Origin of the sequence: Dokdonella aquatica (genome assembly GCF_051987395.1) — a bacterium.
In the GTDB taxonomy this organism is placed as follows: Bacteria; Pseudomonadota; Gammaproteobacteria; order Xanthomonadales; family Rhodanobacteraceae; genus Dokdonella.
This window is the reverse complement of the sequence record NZ_CP197094.1, coordinates 1109512-1126876: the sequence shown is the minus strand read 5'-3', so window position 1 is coordinate 1126876 and position 17365 is coordinate 1109512. Positions and strand designations below refer to the sequence as shown.

The following is a 17365-nucleotide window of genomic DNA, read 5'->3' as shown; positions in this document are numbered from 1 at the left end:
GATGCGTTGGCGCCACGGGTCACACGGCCCGTTCCAGATTGGGTCTGTAGCTCAGGTGGTTAGAGCGCACCCCTGATAAGGGTGAGGCCGGTGGTTCGAGTCCTCCCAGACCCACCATTTGGTCATGCCGATGGCACACATCTGGGGCCATAGCTCAGCTGGGAGAGCACCTGCTTTGCAAGCAGGGGGTCGTCGGTTCGATCCCGACTGGCTCCACCAGATTCTCGCATTGAACGGCGCGCACACGAATTGATGATTTGAAACGGACCGACGTTGAGGTCGGCACCGTGTTCTTTGAAAACTTGGGACGTAATAAGCGTTTTGGCTCGAACGAGTCGAACGTGTCGTTGAGGCAAGTAGGCGAAGTAATACGAGTTGTTTGCATGTGATCCTGAGGCGACTTGGGGTTATATGGTCAAGCGACTAAGCGCATACGGTGGATGCCTTGGCGGTCAGAGGCGATGAAGGACGTGGCAGCCTGCGAAAAGGGCCGGGGAGCTGGCAACAAGCTTTGATCCGGTCATGTCCGAATGGGGAAACCCACTCCGCAAGGAGTATCTCATGCTGAATACATAGGCATGTGAGGCGAACCCAGGGAACTGAAATATCTCAGTACCTGGAGGAAAAGAAATCAACCGAGATTCCCTAAGTAGTGACGAGCGAACGGGGAACAGCCCAAAAGTCTTGCAGGTTCTAGAGGAACGGTCTGGAAAGGCCGGCCATAGAAGGTGATAGCCCGGTACTCGAAAGGGCCTGCATGATGAAAGTGAGTAGGGCGGGGCACGTGAAACCCTGTCTGAACATGGGGGGACCATCCTCCAAGGCTAAATACTCCTGACCGACCGATAGCGAACCAGTACCGTGAGGGAAAGGCGAAAAGAACCCCGGAGAGGGGAGTGAAATAGAACCTGAAACCGTATGCGTACAAGCAGTCAGAGCCCGTAAGGGTGATGGCGTACCTTTTGTATAATGGGTCAGCGACTTACGTTGTGTGGCGAGCTTAACCGTCTAGGGGAGGCGAAGGGAAACCGAGTCTGAATAGGGCGCATAGTCGCACGGCGTAGACCCGAAACCGGGTGATCTATCCATGCCCAGGGTGAAGGTCCGGTAACACGGACTGGAGGCCCGAACCCACTCCCGTTGCAAAGGTAGGGGATGAGGTGTGGATAGGAGTGAAAAGCTAATCGAACCCGGAGATAGCTGGTTCTCCTCGAAAGCTATTTAGGTAGCGCCTCGTGTATCACTGTTGGGGGTAGAGCACTGTTATGGCTAGCGGGTCATCGCGACTTAGCAAACCATTGCAAACTCCGAATACCAACACGTGCAAGCACGGGAGACACACGGCGGGTGCTAACGTCCGTCGTGAAAAGGGAAACAACCCAGACCCGCAGCTAAGGTCCCAAAATCACGGCTAAGTGGTGAACGATGTGGGAAGGCATAGACAGCCAGGAGGTTGGCTTAGAAGCAGCCATCCTTTAAAGAAAGCGTAATAGCTCACTGGTCGAGTCGGCCCGCGCGGAAGATTTAACGGGGCTCAAGCCGTGTACCGAAGCTCGGGGTTCACACTATGTGTGAGCGGTAGAGGAGCGTTCCGTACGCCTGTGAAGGTGGATTGAGAAGTCTGCTGGAGGTATCGGAAGTGCGAATGCTGACATGAGTAACGATAAGGGGGGTGAAAAGCCCCCCCGCCGAAAGCCCAAGGTTTCCTCGCGCAACGTTCATCGGCGCAGGGTGAGTCGGTCCCTAAGGCGAGGCGGAAACGCGTAGTCGATGGGAAGCTGGTTAATATTCCAGCACTTTATCGCAGTGCGATGGGGGGACGGAGAAGGGTAGGTGTACCGGGCGTTGGTTGTCCCGGGGAAAGGAGGTAGGCATTGGGGGTTGGCAAATCCGCTCCCATCCATGCCGAGCACCGAGACGAGTCCTTTCAGGACGAAGTCACTGATCCCACGCTTCCAGGAAAAGCCTCTAAGCTTCAGCTGCGATAGAACCGTACCGTAATCCGACACAGGTAGGCAGGGTGAGAATCCCAAGGCGCTTGAGAGAACTCGGGTGAAGGAACTAGGCAACATAGCACCGTAACTTCGGGAGAAGGTGCGCCCAGATCCGTGGCTACATGCGTAGCTGAGCGGGACTGGGCCGCAGTGACCAGGCCGCTGCGACTGTTTATCAAAAACACAGCACTCTGCAAACACGAAAGTGGACGTATAGGGTGTGACACCTGCCCGGTGCCGGAAGGTTAATTGATGGGGTCAGCCGCAAGGCGAAGCTCTTGATCGAAGCCCCGGTAAACGGCGGCCGTAACTATAACGGTCCTAAGGTAGCGAAATTCCTTGTCGGGTAAGTTCCGACCTGCACGAATGGTGTAACGACAGCGGCGCTGTCTCCACCCGAGACTCAGTGAAATTGAAATCGCTGTGAAGATGCAGCGTTCCCGCGGCAAGACGGAAAGACCCCGTGAACCTTTACTATAGCTTTACACTGAACGTTGAGTTCGTCTGTGTAGGATAGGTGGGAGGCTATGAAACCAGGACGCTAGTTCTGGCGGAGCCATCCTTGAAATACCACCCTGATGTGCTTGACGTTCTAACCTAGGTCCGTAATCCGGATCGGGGACCGTGTATGGTGGGTAGTTTGACTGGGGCGGTCTCCTCCCAAAGAGTAACGGAGGAGCACGAAGGTGCGCTCAGCACGGTCGGACATCGTGCAGTGTGTGTAAGGGCATAAGCGCGCTTGACTGCGAGATCGACGGATCAAGCAGGTACGAAAGTAGGTCCTAGTGATCCGGTGGTTCTGTATGGAAGGGCCATCGCTCAACGGATAAAAGGTACTCCGGGGATAACAGGCTGATACCGCCCAAGAGTTCATATCGACGGCGGTGTTTGGCACCTCGATGTCGGCTCATCACATCCTGGGGCTGTAGCCGGTCCCAAGGGTATGGCTGTTCGCCATTTAAAGTGGTACGCGAGCTGGGTTCAGAACGTCGTGAGACAGTTCGGTCCCTATCTGTCGTGGGCGTTGGAGATTTGAGAGGGGCTGCTCCTAGTACGAGAGGACCGGAGTGGACGAACCCCTGGTGTTCCGGTTGTCACGCCAGTGGCACTGCCGGGTAGCTACGTTCGGAAGCGATAACCGCTGAAAGCATCTAAGCGGGAAGCGCGCCTCAAGATGAGATCTCCCGGGACACAAGTCCCCTGAAGGAACCATGAAGACTACGTGGTTGATAGGTCGGGTGTGTATCGCAGTAATGCCGAGCTAACCGATACTAATGATCCGTGCGGCTTGACCATATAACTCCAAGTTGCTTCGCTTCCTCGACGTCACGTCGATCGGAAAGCCGAAACCCACTTATTACGTCCCAAGACCCAACGTGAGACCGGCGCATCCGTGCGCTGTCTCCACCGCTTGCTCAGCGAACATAGCGCTGTGGAACCACCCGATCCCATCCCGAACTCGGAAGTGAAACGCAGCTGCGCCGATGGTAGTGTGGCTTAAGCCATGCAAGAGTAGGTCATCGCTGAGCGCTTTATCCAACGCCCTGCCGGCTAACACCGGTGGGGCGTTTCCTTGTGCGCGATCGAATGTCATCGCGCACGCCTGCGCGCACCACCGCGCGCTCGGCACACCCTCCGCCGCGCCATCGCAGCACCTCCCCGCTGTGCACGGCGGGGGGCGCTTTCGCCGATCGTGCCCGTCGCGATGCGATGTCGTCGTCGTCAGCCACCCCTCGTGGCGGCTGCCGCATCTCTTTCGCGCGTGCCACGCGAGCCCTCGCTTCATCGAAGCCGCTGCGCGCATCCTGGTCTGGCGCACCGCTCTTGAGATTGCCAACATCGGACCCTGCTCGCGACGTCAGGCCATTCCTGGAACGCCGCTCGGCCGGGCTCGGTGTGAGCCGTTCTCCGACCTCGTCGCATCGCGTGCCGATGACCGTTCTTACGGCGTGGTGCTTCACCGGGCATGCTCTTGCGCTGCATCGACAGGTGCCGAAACCAGTGCCTCATGGCCCGGCGTCGAGGCCTTCGACGATAATCGTCGCTCCCGCCCCTACCGGCGGGGCGCCCAGGCATCGGAGAACCCAGGATCGTGGCATCCCAGCAGCTCGCGAACGTCGAAGGCTTCCTGCGTGGTCTGCAGGACCGCATCTGCACGTCGGTCGAGTCGATCGACGGGGCGTCACGTTTTCGCGAAGATGCGTGGACACGTCCCGAGGGCGGGGGCGGTCGAACGCGCGTGCTCACCGGGGACGGCGTGTTCGAGCAGGCAGGCGTCGGGTTCTCGCGCGTGTCGGGTACCCGGCTGCCACCTTCTGCGTCCGCGCACCGCCCCGAAATCGCGGGCCGGGCATGGGACGCGGTCGGCGTGTCGCTGGTCTTCCACCCGCGCAACCCCTACGTGCCGACGACGCACATGAACGTGCGTTACTTCGAGGCGCACGAGGACGGCAAGGATCCGGTCTGGTGGTTCGGCGGCGGCTTCGACCTCACGCCGTTCTATCCGTTCGACGAGGACATCGTGCACTGGCATACCGCTGCGCGCGAGGCGTGTGGCGTGGTCGGGGGCGACGCCTACGCGCGCTACAAGCGCTGGTGCGACGAATACTTCCACCTCAAGCACCGTGGCGAAACGCGCGGCGTCGGCGGCATCTTCTACGACGATCTGTCGGAGCCCGGCTTCGATACCTGCTTCGGATTCATGCAGGCTGTCGGCAACGGCTTCCTCGACGCCTACCTGCCGATCGTGGATCGTCGTGCAGGCACCGAACACGGCGAGCGCGAGCGCGAGTTCCAGCTCTACCGGCGCGGCCGCTACGTCGAGTTCAACCTCGTCTACGACCGCGGCACGCTGTTCGGTCTGCAATCGGGTGGTCGCACCGAGTCGATCCTCATGAGCCTGCCGCCACGCGTTCGCTTCGAGTACGCCTACGCCCCTGCGCCGGGAAGCGACGAGGCGCGGCTGTCCGACTATCTCGTGCCGCGCGACTGGCTCGCGAGCAACACGGGCTGAGCTGTCGTCAGTTCCACTCGTAGAGCGTGAAATAGACCGGCGAGACAGGACCGTCGAGCGGATCGCGGACGAGACGGCCGTCGCCGTTGTTGTCCATGTACATCTGTTCTGGGCCCGTGCGCGGGATGATGCGGATCATGCGCAGCTTGCCCTTCTCGCGGTACTCCTCGACGGTGTCGGTGCCCTCCTGGCGCGTCGTCACGGAGTCGGCGCTCGCGCGGATGGCGCTCGCCTGCTGCGTGCGCGCGTCTCGCGATGCCTTGTCGCGCACGAGGCGCGTATCGGGCATGACGGGCTGCACGCCATCATCGGCCGTGGAAGCGACCGCTGGCATGCCACCGGAAGCATCGGCCGGCGGTGCCGAGGCCGGAGCGACGCCTGGCGCATCGATTGCCGGCGGCGGGAGCCCGGACTTCTCCGGTTTCGCCGGTGGCGCCGCGAACGCATGCACCGCGATGAGCGAGGAAGTCAGCAGGGAAGCGACGAGACGGGCGGCCATGGCGATTCTCCGGTCAGGAGCGTCGAGTGTAGGGCGCCGCGGCTGACTCGGCGTTGACCTCAGTCGGCCGCGGACGGCATCGCGTATCGTCGGGCGACCTCTTCCGCAGCGATGCGGTTCACCTCGGTCGGCAGCAGTGACGACCGCATCACGGGGAGGCCGGCTTCAAGGAGTGCACGCGACTCCGCGACATGACCGGTGTCGCTCAGGATCGCCGCAAGCTCCGCGCGTGCGATCGCGAGATCGACGGCGAGCGAACCCGATGCCTCGAAGGCCGCGACCGCGGCGCGCGCCTCGCGCGTCGCCGCGGTGAGGTCGCTGCGCTGGCGCGACAGGTTCGCGCGGATGCGGTGCGCATGCGCGAAGAGGGGGTGCGACTCCGGTACGATCCTCGCGAACGCGCGAAGCGCGTTGTCGAGCAGCGGCTCGACGCGCTCGGGCTTGCCGGCACGCATTTCCAGTTGGGCGAGCTGCCAGAGCAGCATCGCGTACTCGCCGGACTCGCGACCTTCGATACGCTCGCTGCGATCACGAAGCTCCTCGAGGATCGTGCGCGCCTCGTCATGGCGTCCGACGATGCCCATGGTCCGCGCCCTCGTACGCTCGACGCGCCTGAGCAGCAGTTCATCACCCGGCAGGCGGGCGTCCCTGACGAGGGCGACGGCACGATCCGAGAGCGCCATCGACGATGCGTAGTCCCCGGCGTTCTCGAACGTGCCGGCCTGGTTGGACAAGCCGAGCGCTTCGTCGAATGCACCCAGTCCCACGCCCCGCATCGCCACTTCGGCGACGCCGAGCATTGCAGCAGCTTCCCGGTATTCGCCGAGATCGTTGAGCGCGAGTGCGAGGTCGTTGGTCAACGTCATCATGCGCGCACCGCCGCGACCGACGAGTCGCTCCTGCAACGCGATCGCTTCGCGCAGGCTGGCGGCAGCCTCCGCGGGGCGTCCGCAGGCACTTCGCGCGGACGCCTTGGCGCGCATCAGCATGACGTGATCGGGTGTCTGTTCGCGCCTGGAATCGGTGTTGAGCTCGAGTCCGTGCTGCGCGACCTCCGTCGCGCGGGCGCAGTCGCCTTCCATCGCGAGGAGCGAAGCGTGCACGGTCGAGAGTTCGACGCGGACCGCCGCTTCGACTGAAGGTGTCCGCTCGGCGAGTGCCGACGCCTCGTCGAGCAGCTCGATCGCCTTCCTGTTGTCGGCGTTGCGATGGTGGGCCGACGCCACGGCCAACAGCGACCGCACCCGCAGCGCGTCGTCGGCGGGCGCGAAGCGCTCCCGCAACGACACGGCTTCCCGCGCGGCCTCGAGTGCGGCAGCACCTTCCGCGCGCACGCCGAGTTCCGAGGCGTACTCCTCGTAGTCGTCGGCGAGCCGCAGGCCTTCGGCCGCGTCCCCCGGTTCGACACCCGACAAGCCTTCCCGCATGAGCTCGGAAGCGATGGTTGCCTCGCCGAGCGACCCGTAGAGGTGGGCGAGGAGCCGCTGCATGATCTGGTGCAGCTCCGGATGGCCCGCCTGGCGCTCGTCGAGCTTGTGCCGCGCCGCGTCGAGCAGGTCGCGTACGCTGACCTGCGGGCTGCGCGCGACCTCGGGCGACGCTGCCGAGAACGCGTCGGTCAGGAAGTCGAGTGCCGCGCGCGCCCGCGCCGCGTCGCGCTCGGCCGTCTCGAGTGCTCCCTGGGTCCTGTGTTCCGCGGTGACCGCGCGTGCGCGCTCCGCGTCGAGCCGCCACACGAAGATGCCGAGCAGGGCGACCGCGAGCGTTCCCAGGGCGCTCGCGACACGATGCCGGGAAAGGAACTTGCGCAGTCGGTACGTGCGCGTGAACGCCGCGGCACGCACCGGGCGTCCTTCGCGGTAGCGCACGATGTCGTCACGGAACCCGCCTGCGCCCATGTAACGATCCCGCGGATCGTCGGCACAGGCCTTGCCGAGGATGCCTTCGACTTCGGCGTCCAGTGGCAGGCGCGGCCACGTCGCGGACGCGTCATCGCGCCCGGTGAGCATCTCGCGCAGGAGGACGCCGAGGCTGTAGACGTCGCTCGCCGTCGTGATCGCGCGGCCTTCCCGTTGCTCGGGACTCGCATAGCCGCGGCTGAAGACCCGCGTCGATGTCTCCCGCCCCGCCACGGGGTCGAGTTCGACGAGGCGGGCGATGCCGAAATCGAGCAACTTGATCGCGCCGCCGGCGACGAGCACGTTGGCCGGCTTGAGATCGCGATGGATGACGAGGCGCTGATGCGCATGTTCCACCGCGTCCAGCATCGACGTGAACAGGGCGAGGCGTCGATCGCGCGACGGGGAGCTCGCGGCGATGTGGTCAAGCAGCGGGACGCCGTCGACGTACTCGAGCGCGAACCAGGGCTGGCCATCGCTGCTTTCGCCGCCGTCGAGCAGGCGCGCGATGTTGGGATGATCGAGTCCGGCGAGGATCTGGCGTTCCTGTCGCAGCCTGCGCATGCCTTCGCGGGTGGGAAACCCCCGCAGCAGCTTGATGGCGGCACGCTGCGTGAAGCCTCCGTCGGCGCGCTCGGCGAGGAACACGGTGCCCATGCCACCCGCGCCGATCTCGCGCAGCAACCGCCACGGACCAAGACGCTCGACCCTCGTGGCTCCGACGCGCCCGGCGCCCGCGGCGATCGAATCGGCGACCGGATCGGACGTGTCGTCGTCCGCTGCCAGCATGCCTTCGAGCCAGCGTCGCTCGCCGTCGTCGAGCGGCAGCCTGTCGAGCTCGGCCGCCCGCGCTTGCGCAGGCATCGCGACCAGCCGCTCGAAATGCGCGGCGAGTCGCTCGGGCGACGGCGGGTTCATGCGCTCAGCGCGGTCTTCAGCCAGGCCCTCGCGAGGCGCAGGTCGCGGTCCACGGTGCCTTCCGACACCGCCATCGCAGCCGCGACCTCCGCACGGCTGAGACCGCCGAAGTAGACGAGCTCGATCATCTGGGCACGGCGCGTGTCGGCGCCCGACAAGTCCTTCAGCGCGGAATCCACGCGCAGCAGCTCGGCGTCGCTCTCGGGACCGGCAAGGTCGCGCACATCGTCGATGTCGATGCGCTCGGCGCCGCCACCGCGCTTGTCGGCGAGCCGCTTGCGTGCCGCGTCGACGAGGACTTGGCGCGTGGCCTGCGCGGCGACGTGGAAGAAATGCTTGCGATTCTCCCAGTCGGCATCGGCGCCGAGCATGCGGATCAGGGCTTCGTGGGCGAGATCCGTCGCACTGAGCGTCGCGTTCGGCATGCGACGCAACGACTGTGCCGCGATCGCGCGCACGTTCGCGTAGACGCGCTCCATGAGCTGCTCCCTCGCGGCTTCATCGCCGCCACGCCACGCGACGATGAGTCGAGTGACGTCATGTTCCCCGTGTTCGGACATGACGGCATGCCGCTGCTGGTGACCCGTGCAGTGTATCGCCCGTCAAACGCAATGGGGATCCGGGCCGCCATTCTGCGTAACAAGTCGCGGTTCGGATCGGAACTGGGAGTACAAATCGATGGACCTGCGAAACGGAATCCGGCGCGTCGTTGCGCTCATGGCCACCATGCTCGTGTCGACCGTCGCGGGCGCGGTCGAGTTCGCACCGCCGGACGCCGAGCGCCCGGAGCTCGTGCTGCGCTGGTGGGACGGCGTCATCACCCAGGTCGGCAGCGTGACGGCGTGCCTGAGCGATCCGCCTTTAGTACAGCCCCGCACGATGGGCTACACGGGCTACACGCTGCTGCCGCCGAACTTCAACCCGGCCGTCGGCGAGGTGTTCTACACGCACCTCGTGCTCAGCCACCCGGGCAATCCCTGCGCGCCGAGCGCCGTCGGTCTCGAACTGATCCTGCCGCCGGGCGTGACGACCGCCGCGAGCACGCAGAATCCGGCGTTCTGTTTCGCGCGCCTGCCCGCCACGCAGTCGAATCCGGTGCCGCGGGTCATCAATTTCGAGAACGAGCCCGATTACGGATGTCCGCAGGTGTTCCCCGTCGGATTCGAAGGCGTGCGCGTGATGCCGCCGCGGGGAACCGCCGGTGGGGCGTGGCTCATGCATTTCGGCTTCTGGATCGAGCTGCTGATCCCGCTGCGTGCGAGTCAGCCGCAGCCCGGCAGCACGCAGATCCGCTGGCGCGTGAATCCCGACGTGGGCGTGGTCGGCTACCCGGCGGTCAATCTCATGGTCACCAACGAGGTCATCTTCCGTTCGGCGCTCGAGGACAACCAGCTCACGCTCGACGTCTGCCGCGTGGCGCCGATCGCGCTGGGCTGCTGATCGCGTTGCAATTGCGGGCGGCCCGCGCGAAGCTGCGGGCCCGCTGCCGTGCCAGGTTGCCATGTCGACGCGTCCGCGCCTCGTCCTCATCGACGGTTCGTCGTATCTGTTCCGCGCGTTCCACGCGCTGCCCCCGCTGTCGAACGCCGCCGGCGAGCCGACCGGCGCGCTGTTCGGCGTCGTGAACATGCTGCGCTCCACGCTCAAGGAGCGTCCCGACTACGTCGCGTTCGTGAGCGATGCCTCGGGGCCGACGTTCCGCGACGAGCTCTACCCGCAGTACAAGGCCAACCGTCCGCCGACGCCGCCCGACCTCAAGGCGCAGGTCGAGCCGATGCTGACGATCGTCGCCGCACTCGGCTTCCCGATCCTGCGCGAGCCCGGCGTCGAGGCCGACGACGTGATCGGCACGCTCGCGCGCCAGGCCGAGGCGCTCGGCATCGACGTGGTCATCTCGACCGGCGACAAGGACTTCGCCCAGCTCGTCTCGCCGCACATCTCGCTCGTCAACACGATGACGAACACGACGATGGACCGCGAGGGCGTGATCGCGAAGTTCGGCGTGCCGCCCGAGCGCATCGTGGATTTCCTCGCGCTCACGGGCGACACCGTCGACAACGTGCCCGGCGTGGAGAAGTGCGGTCCCAAGACCGCCGCGAAATGGATCGCCGAGTACGGTTCGCTCGACGGCGTCATCGCCGATGCCGCGAAGGTCGGCGGCAAGATCGGCGACAACCTGCGCGCCGCGCTCGCGCACCTGCCGCTGTCGCGCGAGCTCGTCACGATCCGCACGGACGTCGTGCTGCCGCTCGCCGCGACCGAGCTCGCGCTGCGCGGCCAGGACGTCGAGCGCCTGCGCGAGCTCTACACGCGTTACGGCTTCAATGCCGCGCTCAAGGAGCTCGATCGCGGCGAGCCGGTGCCGGCCACTGCGACGGCGGAAGCGTCTGCACCACCTGCCGCGGCGCCGACCGCCGATCGGGCGCATCCGGGCGAGTACGAACTCGTGCTCGACAGCGCACGACTCGACGACTGGATCGCGCGCCTGCACGCCGCGCCGCTGGTCGCGTTCGACACCGAGACGAGCTCGCTCGATCCGATGCGTGCGGAGGTGGTCGGCGTGTCGTTCGCCGTCGAGCCTGGCAAGGCCGCCTACGTGCCGGTCGCGCACGACTATGCCGGTGCGCCGGCGCAGCTCGCGCGTGACGACGTGCTCGCGCGCCTCAAGCCACTGCTCGAGGATCCCGGCAAGCCCAAGCTCGGCCAGCACCTCAAGTACGACGCCAACGTGCTCGCCCAGGCGAGCATCACCGTGCGCGGCATCGCGCACGACACGATGCTCGAGTCGTACGTGCTCAATTCGACGGCCTCGCGCCACGATATGGACTCGCTCGCGCGCCAGCATCTCGGCTACGAGACCATCCACTACGAGGACGTCGCCGGCAAGGGCGCGAAGCAGATCCCGTTCTCGCAGGTCGATCTCGACATCGCGACGCGTTACGCCGCCGAGGACGCCGACGTCACGTTGCGCCTGCACGAGGCGCTGTGGCCGCGCCTGCAGCAGGTGCCGAACCTGTGCGAGGTCTACGAACGCATCGAGATCCCGCTGGTGCCGGTGCTCGCGCGCATGGAGCAGGCCGGCATCCTCATCGACGTCGATGCGCTGCGTCTGCAGAGCCAGCAGCTCGCACGACGCATGCACGAGATCACCGGCGAGGCGCATGCGCTGGCCGGTCATACCTTCAGCCTCGACTCGCCCAAGCAGCTGCAGGCATTGCTGTTCGACCAGCTCAAGCTGCCGGCGCTCGTGAAGACGCCGAAGGGGCAGCCGTCGACGAACGAGGAGGCGCTCGAGGCGATCGCGCACGAACACGCGCTGCCGCGCCTGATCCTCGACTACCGCGGCCTCGCCAAGCTGCGCTCGACCTACACCGACAAGCTCGCCGAGATGGTCAACCCGCGCACCGGGCGCGTGCACACGAGCTACGGCCAGGCGATCGCGGCGACCGGGCGGCTGTCGTCGTCGGATCCGAACCTGCAGAACATCCCGATCCGCACCGAGGAGGGCCGTCGCATCCGCCAGGCCTTCGTCGCGCCGCCGGGCTGGCGCATCGTCGCCGCCGACTACTCGCAGATCGAGCTGCGCATCATGGCCCACCTGTCGGGCGATGCGGGCCTGCTCGCTGCGTTCCAGGGCAACCAGGACGTGCACCGCGCGACCGCCTCGGAGGTGTTCGGCGTGCCGCTCGAGGACGTCGACGGCAACCAGCGCCGCGCCGCCAAGGCGATCAATTTCGGCCTCATGTACGGCATGGGCCCGTTCGGGCTCGCGCGTCAGCTCGGCATCGGCCGCGGCGAGGCGCAGGACTACATCGCGCGCTACTTCCAGCGTTACCCGGGCGTGCGCGACTACATGGACCGCATCCGCGCCGAGGCGCATGCGCAAGGCTACGTCGAGACCGTGTTCGGCCGCCGCCTGCATCTGGACTACATCCGTTCCGCGAACGCGACCCAGCGTGCCGGCGCCGAGCGTGCGGCGATCAATGCGCCGATGCAGGGCACCGCCGCGGACATCATCAAGCGCGCGATGATCGAGGTCGACGCCTGGCTCGCCGGGCGGACCGACGAGGCACGCATGCTGCTGCAGGTCCACGACGAACTCGTGTTCGAGGTACGCGAGGATCGCGTCGCCGCGATCACCGACGGCGTGCGCGAGCGCATGGCCGGCGCGGCCTCGCTCGACGTGCCGCTGGTCGTCGATATCGGCAGCGGAGCCAACTGGGACGAGGCACACTGAGCTCGTTCAGCTTCGATGTCATCCAGGTGAATCGCCGTTAAACGAATCCGGCCGATTTGCGAACCCGCCGAAACTTTCCGCCGCTACCCGGCGTCTGATCATCCGGGTGCACGCAACGGCGCCCCCGGATCCACCCACCTCCCTGGCTGGATCCCCGGGAATCGGTCCCTCCCCAGACCGGTTTTCGACCCCCGCCCCGAGGGCTCCCCCTAGCCCTCGGGGCTTTTCTTTGCCTGCGCTCCGCGACGACAGGTCAGCTGGCGCTGCGCAGGGCCGCCAGGAGTGCCGCGCGTGGCAGCTTGCCGGTCTCGTTGCGAGGCAGGGCATCGACGCGGCGCAGCGGCCGCGGCAGGAACACGGGATCGATCATGCGGCGCATCGCGGCGAGCACGTCGACATCGGCCAGCGTCGGCGCGACGACGAGCGCGGCGATGCGCTGCACGCCCGACGCATCGGCTTCTTCGGCCTGGAACACGACCGCGTCGACAACACCCGGAATCTCGAGGAGTCGGCGCGTGAGGTCGGCCAGCGAGGCGCGCTTGCCGGCGATCTCGAGCAGGTCGGCGTTGCGGCCGCGCAGTTCGAAGCGTCGCTCGGGCAGCACCTCGACGACATCCTGCAGCAGAACCGCGGCGTCCAAGTGCGCGGCCGTCACGAGCGTGCCGTCCGGCTGCGGACGCAGGTCGACGTCGTCGTGCAGCGTCCACGCGCTCTCCAATGCGGTCCGTCGCCACGCGATCACGCAGGTTTCGGTCGAGCCGAACACTTCGAGCATCGGCGCGCCGAGGCGCGCCTCGGCTTCGCGCGCGAGCTCCGCTGGCAGCGGGGCGGTCGCCGACACGATCGCGTCGATGGACGGGAACACGACGTCGTCGCGCAGCAGGGCACGCAGGTGCACCGGTGTCGTGACGAGGATGCGTGGCGAAGGAATCGACGCCAGCGCGCGCGCGATGTCGGCCGGGAAGAACGGTCGCGCCGCATGCACCGCGAACGCGCCGAACAACGGCGGCAGCACCGAGGTCTCCATGCCGTACATGTGCTGCGGCGGTACCGTCGCGACGACGTGCGCCGGCGTCTGCGCGCCCATGCCGAGCGTGGCGGCGAGGACCTCGAGGTTGCGCAGCGTGCCGCGCCGGAAATTGTCCCAGGTCTTCGTGTTGGGCTTGGGCTGGCCCGTGCTGCCCGAGGTGAAGCCGATCGCGACGACCTGGTCGGCACGGATGCGCGGCATGTCGACCGGCCCGTCGGCGACGCCGTCCAGCACCGGCAGCATGACGAGCGGTTCCGGCGCGGGATCGAGCACGGTGTCGCTGAGCACGTAGGTCGACGCATAGGCCGCGAGCGCTTCGTCGACCGCGCGCGGCGCGCGGGACGGCGGCAGCAAGGTGGTCTGGCCGCGGCTCGCGACCGCGCAGAACGCCACCGTGAACGCGTAGCGGTCCTCGCAGAGGTTGATCGCGTGGGCGCGCGCAGGCAGGCACGCGGCGACGCGCGCGACGTCGGCGAGGAACGCCGCAGCGGTGACGGGCCCGCCGTCGCGCCACGCGACGGTGCGCGCCATGTCGTCGCCGGCCAGGAGCGGCCATGCGGGTACTGCGTCGCCCGGTTGCGGATGGATCACTGCCGACACGCTGCCAAACCTCCCTCGACGATCACGGACCGCATCGCACGACGAGCCGCGCCCGCGCCGCCTGCGGCGCGGACCTCGCCGTCGTGTTCACGAACGGATGAATTCCCCGGTCATAGCGTCGCGGATCGGCGTCGGCCGCTCAAGTGCCCCGAGGGGGCCGTCGACGATCGCATCGAGGGTGTCTCCGAACAGCGTGTCGAGATCGGCGCGCGAGCGCGCAGGGGGCATGCCGTGCGGATTCGCGCTCGTCGAAACCAATGCCGAGCCGAACGCGCGGCACAGCGCGGCGGCGACCGGATGAGCAGTGACACGCAGCGCGATGCCTGCATGTTCGCCGCTGATCCAGGCAGGAACGCGGCTGCTTCGCGGAAATATCCAGGTATGGGGGCCGGGCCACGTGGCCGCTGCGCGGGCCAGTGCCGGGGCCGGGACGTCGCCGATGAACGGCATCACCTGGGCCACGTCGGCGCCGATCAGCACGACGCCGAGGCCGGAGGGGCGCTGCTTGAGCGCGAACAGCTTGCGCACCGCGGCCTCGTCGAGCGGATCGCAGCCAAGTCCCCAGACCGCTTCGGTCGGGTAGGCGACGACGCCGCCCTGGCGCAGCCGCGCGACGGCATCGGCGAGTTCGGGCGCCATCACGCCTTCTTCGCCGGCGCCTTCTTGGCAGCAGCCTTCTTCGCCACGGCTTTCTTGGCGGTCGCCTTCTTCGCAGCGGTCTTCTTCGCCGGTGCCTTCTTCACGGCCGCCTTCTTCGCGGCTGCGGCCTCGGATGCTGCGGCCTTCTTCGCCGCAGGCTTGCCCTTGGCGCCGCGGCCGAAGCCGCCACGCTTGGGCTTGAGCGGTGCCGCCGCGATGAGTTCGGCGCACTCGGCTTCGCTCAGGCCCGCGGGCTCGCGGTCCTTCGGGATGCGCGCGTTCTTCTCGCCGTCGGTGATGTACGGACCGTAGCGGCCGTTGAGCACCTGGATGCCGTTGCCGAAGTCCTTGATGATGCGATTCGCGGCGGCCTCGGCCTTCTCGCGCAGCAGCTGCAGGCCGCGCTCGAGTTCGATTACGTACGGATCGTCCTCCTTGCCGAGCGAGGCGTAGATCGAGCCGTGCTTGACGAACGGACCGAAGCGGCCGACGCCGACCGTGATGTCCTGGCCGTCCTCGTGCGCGCCGAGCGTGCGCGGCAGCTTGAACAGCTGCAGGGCTTCCTCGAGCGTGAGCGTGTGCATGCTCTGGCCCGGGCGCAGGCTCGCGAACTTCGGCTTGTCCTCGTCGTCCTTGGTGCCGATCTGCGCGAACGGCCCGTAGCGGCCGAGGCGCACCGACACGGGCTTGCCGCTGGCCGGGTCGTCGCCGAGCACGCGGCTGCCACTGGCCTCGGACTTGTCGACCGTCTCGACCTTCTCGTCGACCTGCGCCTTGAACGGCTTCCAGAACTTCTCGAGCAGCGGGACCCAGTCCTCCTCGCCGCGGGACACCGCGTCGAGCTCGTCCTCGAGGTTCGCCGTGAAGTCGTAGTCGACGTACTTGGCGAAATGCCCGGACAGGAACTTGCCGACCGCGCGGCCGACATCGGTCGGCTTGAAGCGACGGCTGTCGAGGATCACGTACTCGCGGTTGAGCAGCACCTGGATGATGCTTGCATACGTCGACGGGCGGCCGATGCCGTATTCCTCGAGCGCCTTGACGAGGCTCGCCTCGGAGAAGCGCGGCGGTGGTTCGGTGAAATGCTGGTCGGTGACGATGTCGCGCAGCGGGACCGCCTCGCCGACCTTCATCGCCGGCAGCTTGCGCGCGTCGTCGTCGTCCTCGGCGGTCTTCTGGTCGCGGCCTTCCTCGTACACCGCGAGGAAGCCCGCGTCGACGACCGTCGTGCCGGTGGCACGGAACGCGGCGTCGTCGCCGCACGGGAAATCCACCGAGACCGTGTTGAGCGTGGCGTGCTGCATCTGCGAGGCGACCGTGCGCTTCCAGATCAGCTCGTAGAGCTTGGCGTGGTCCGGCGACAGGTAGGCGGCGACCTTGCGCGGCGTCAGCGCGGCCGAGGTCGGACGGATCGCCTCGTGGGCTTCCTGCGCGTTCTTGGACTTGGACTTGTAGACGTTGGGCTGCTCGGGAAGCGCCTGGCGGCCGTACTCGCGCACGATGACGTCGCGCAGTTCGCCGATCGCGTCGTTGGACAGCTGCGTCGAGTCGGTACGCATGTAGGTGATGAGGCCGACCACGCCCTCGTCGCCGATCGCGATGCCTTCATAGAGCTGCTGCGCGATGCGCATCGTGCGGCTCGTCGCGTAGCCGAGCTTGCGCGCGGCCTCCTGCTGCAGCGTCGAGGTCGTGAACGGCGCCGACGGACGGCGCTTGCGCTCCTTGGACTGCACGTCGCCGACGACGAGGCGACCCTGCGCGGCGCGCTTGAGCGCGTCGCGGGCGGCGTGCGCGTCGTCGGTGTTGGTGAGATCGAACTGTTCGAACTTCTTGCCGTTGAGGCGCAGCAGGCGGGCCTTGAAGGCCTGGTCCGGATGGGCCAGGTCGGCTTCCACGCTCCAGTATTCGCGCGGCACGAAGGCTTCGATCTCCTCCTCGCGCTCGACGATCATGCGCAGCGCGGGCGACTGCACGCGACCGGCCGACAGGCCGCGCTGCACCTTGCGCCACAGCACCGGCGACAGGTTGAAGCCGACGAGGTAGTCGAGTGCGCGGCGCGCCTGCTGGGCGTTGACGAGGTCCATCGACAACGCGCGCGGATTGGCGACCGCCTCCTTGATCGCGCGCGGCGTGATCTCGGAGAACACGACGCGATGCAATGCGCGGCCCTCGAGCAGCTTGCGCTGGCGCAGGATCTCGGCGATGTGCCAGGAAATGGCTTCCCCTTCGCGGTCCAAGTCGGTCGCGAGGTAGAGGGAGTCGGCCTGCCTGGCGGCCTTGACGATCGCGTCGACGTGTTTCTCGTTCCTCTCGATGAGCTCGTAGTTCATCGCGAAGTCGTTCGCGGGATCGACCGCGCCCTCCTTCGGGACGAGATCGCGGACGTGGCCGTACGAGGCGAGGACCTGGAAGTCCTTGCCGAGGTATTTGTTGATCGTCTTCGCCTTGGCGGGCGACTCGACGATGAGGAGACTCTTGGCCATGGATGCGGTCCTTGCCGCCGGTGGTGCGGGGTGCCCGCGGGCACCGTGGAAGCT

General features: G+C 66.6%; 9 protein-coding genes, 2 tRNA genes and 2 rRNA genes. 7 read left to right on the top strand and 6 right to left on the bottom strand.

Annotated features, from left to right (window positions below):
- The first annotated feature begins 40 nt into the window (after positions 1–40).
- The 5 genes from ACQQ2N_RS04980 to hemF all read left to right on the top strand — a co-directional run bounded on the left by ACQQ2N_RS04980 (position 41) and on the right by hemF (position 5007).
- Positions 41–117 (top strand) — tRNA-Ile (locus ACQQ2N_RS04980).
- A gap of 26 nt (positions 118–143) precedes the next feature.
- A tRNA-Ala gene (locus ACQQ2N_RS04975) sits at positions 144–219 on the top strand.
- A 194-nt stretch (positions 220–413) separates the two neighbouring features.
- A 23S ribosomal RNA gene (locus ACQQ2N_RS04970) occupies positions 414–3290 on the top strand.
- Between the two features lie 118 nt (positions 3291–3408).
- A 5S ribosomal RNA gene (gene rrf / locus ACQQ2N_RS04965) occupies positions 3409–3523 on the top strand.
- A gap of 563 nt (positions 3524–4086) precedes the next feature.
- The gene (gene hemF, locus ACQQ2N_RS04960; protein WP_440224575.1) at positions 4087–5007 is read left to right on the top strand and encodes an oxygen-dependent coproporphyrinogen oxidase; all 921 of its coding nucleotides are present in this window, start codon (positions 4087–4089) and stop codon (positions 5005–5007) included.
- A gap of 7 nt (positions 5008–5014) precedes the next feature.
- Here hemF and ACQQ2N_RS04955 read toward each other — a convergent pair whose 3' ends face one another.
- The 3 genes from ACQQ2N_RS04955 to ACQQ2N_RS04945 are packed head-to-tail and all read right to left on the bottom strand — an operon-like array spanning position 5015 to position 8882.
- Positions 5015–5506 carry a DUF2782 domain-containing protein gene (locus ACQQ2N_RS04955; protein ID WP_440224574.1) on the bottom strand — a complete coding sequence of 164 codons (492 nt, stop codon included), beginning with the start codon at positions 5504–5506 and terminating at the stop codon, positions 5015–5017.
- A 59-nt stretch (positions 5507–5565) separates the two neighbouring features.
- Positions 5566–8322, bottom strand: a complete 2757-nt coding sequence (locus ACQQ2N_RS04950; RefSeq protein WP_440224573.1) for a protein kinase domain-containing protein — start codon at positions 8320–8322, stop codon at positions 5566–5568.
- Positions 8319–8882, bottom strand: coding sequence for an ECF-type sigma factor (locus ACQQ2N_RS04945; RefSeq protein ID WP_440224572.1), 564 nt, complete (start codon positions 8880–8882; stop codon positions 8319–8321). Before ACQQ2N_RS04945 ends, ACQQ2N_RS04950 begins: the two co-directional genes overlap by 4 nt.
- 157 nt (positions 8883–9039) lie before the next feature.
- On the opposite strand from ACQQ2N_RS04945, the gene ACQQ2N_RS04940 reads away from it, so the two are divergent.
- A complete protein-coding gene (locus ACQQ2N_RS04940) occupies positions 9040–9762 on the top strand; it encodes a hypothetical protein (RefSeq protein ID WP_440224571.1) in 723 nt (240 codons plus the stop codon).
- 61 nt (positions 9763–9823) lie between these two features.
- Entirely contained in the window at positions 9824–12559 is a 2736-nt protein-coding gene (polA, locus tag ACQQ2N_RS04935; RefSeq protein ID WP_440224570.1) for a DNA polymerase I, read from the top strand.
- Between the two features lie 253 nt (positions 12560–12812).
- On the opposite strand, the gene ACQQ2N_RS04930 is transcribed toward polA, so the two are convergent.
- The 3 genes from ACQQ2N_RS04930 to ACQQ2N_RS04920 form a co-directional block, all read right to left on the bottom strand.
- Complete coding sequence (locus ACQQ2N_RS04930; RefSeq protein ID WP_440224569.1) at positions 12813–14189, bottom strand: AMP-binding protein; 1377 nt, start codon at positions 14187–14189, stop codon at positions 12813–12815.
- An 87-nt stretch (positions 14190–14276) separates the two neighbouring features.
- Positions 14277–14828, bottom strand: a complete 552-nt coding sequence (locus ACQQ2N_RS04925; RefSeq protein WP_440224568.1) for an L-threonylcarbamoyladenylate synthase — start codon at positions 14826–14828, stop codon at positions 14277–14279.
- Complete coding sequence (locus ACQQ2N_RS04920) at positions 14828–17311, bottom strand: DNA topoisomerase I (RefSeq protein WP_440224567.1); 2484 nt, start codon at positions 17309–17311, stop codon at positions 14828–14830. The genes ACQQ2N_RS04925 and ACQQ2N_RS04920 overlap by 1 nt, the downstream gene beginning before the upstream one ends.
- Positions 17312–17365 lie beyond the last annotated feature (54 nt).

What these genes read in the sequence shown, in the direction of transcription:
- ACQQ2N_RS04955 (WP_440224574.1), bottom strand. Translation starts at nt 5,506, where the DNA reads ATGGCCGCCCGTCTCGTCGCTTCCCTGCTGACTTCCTCGCTCATCGCG.
- ACQQ2N_RS04950 (WP_440224573.1), bottom strand. Translation starts at nt 8,322, where the DNA reads ATGAACCCGCCGTCGCCCGAGCGACTCGCCGCGCATTTCGAGCGGCTG.
- ACQQ2N_RS04945 (WP_440224572.1), bottom strand. Translation starts at nt 8,882, where the DNA reads ATGTCCGAACACGGGGAACATGACGTCACTCGACTCATCGTCGCGTGG.
- ACQQ2N_RS04940 (WP_440224571.1), top strand. Translation starts at nt 9,040, where the DNA reads ATGGCCACCATGCTCGTGTCGACCGTCGCGGGCGCGGTCGAGTTCGCA.
- polA (WP_440224570.1), top strand. Translation starts at nt 9,824, where the DNA reads ATGTCGACGCGTCCGCGCCTCGTCCTCATCGACGGTTCGTCGTATCTG.
- ACQQ2N_RS04925 (WP_440224568.1), bottom strand. Translation starts at nt 14,828, where the DNA reads ATGGCGCCCGAACTCGCCGATGCCGTCGCGCGGCTGCGCCAGGGCGGC.
- ACQQ2N_RS04920 (WP_440224567.1), bottom strand. Translation starts at nt 17,311, where the DNA reads ATGGCCAAGAGTCTCCTCATCGTCGAGTCGCCCGCCAAGGCGAAGACG.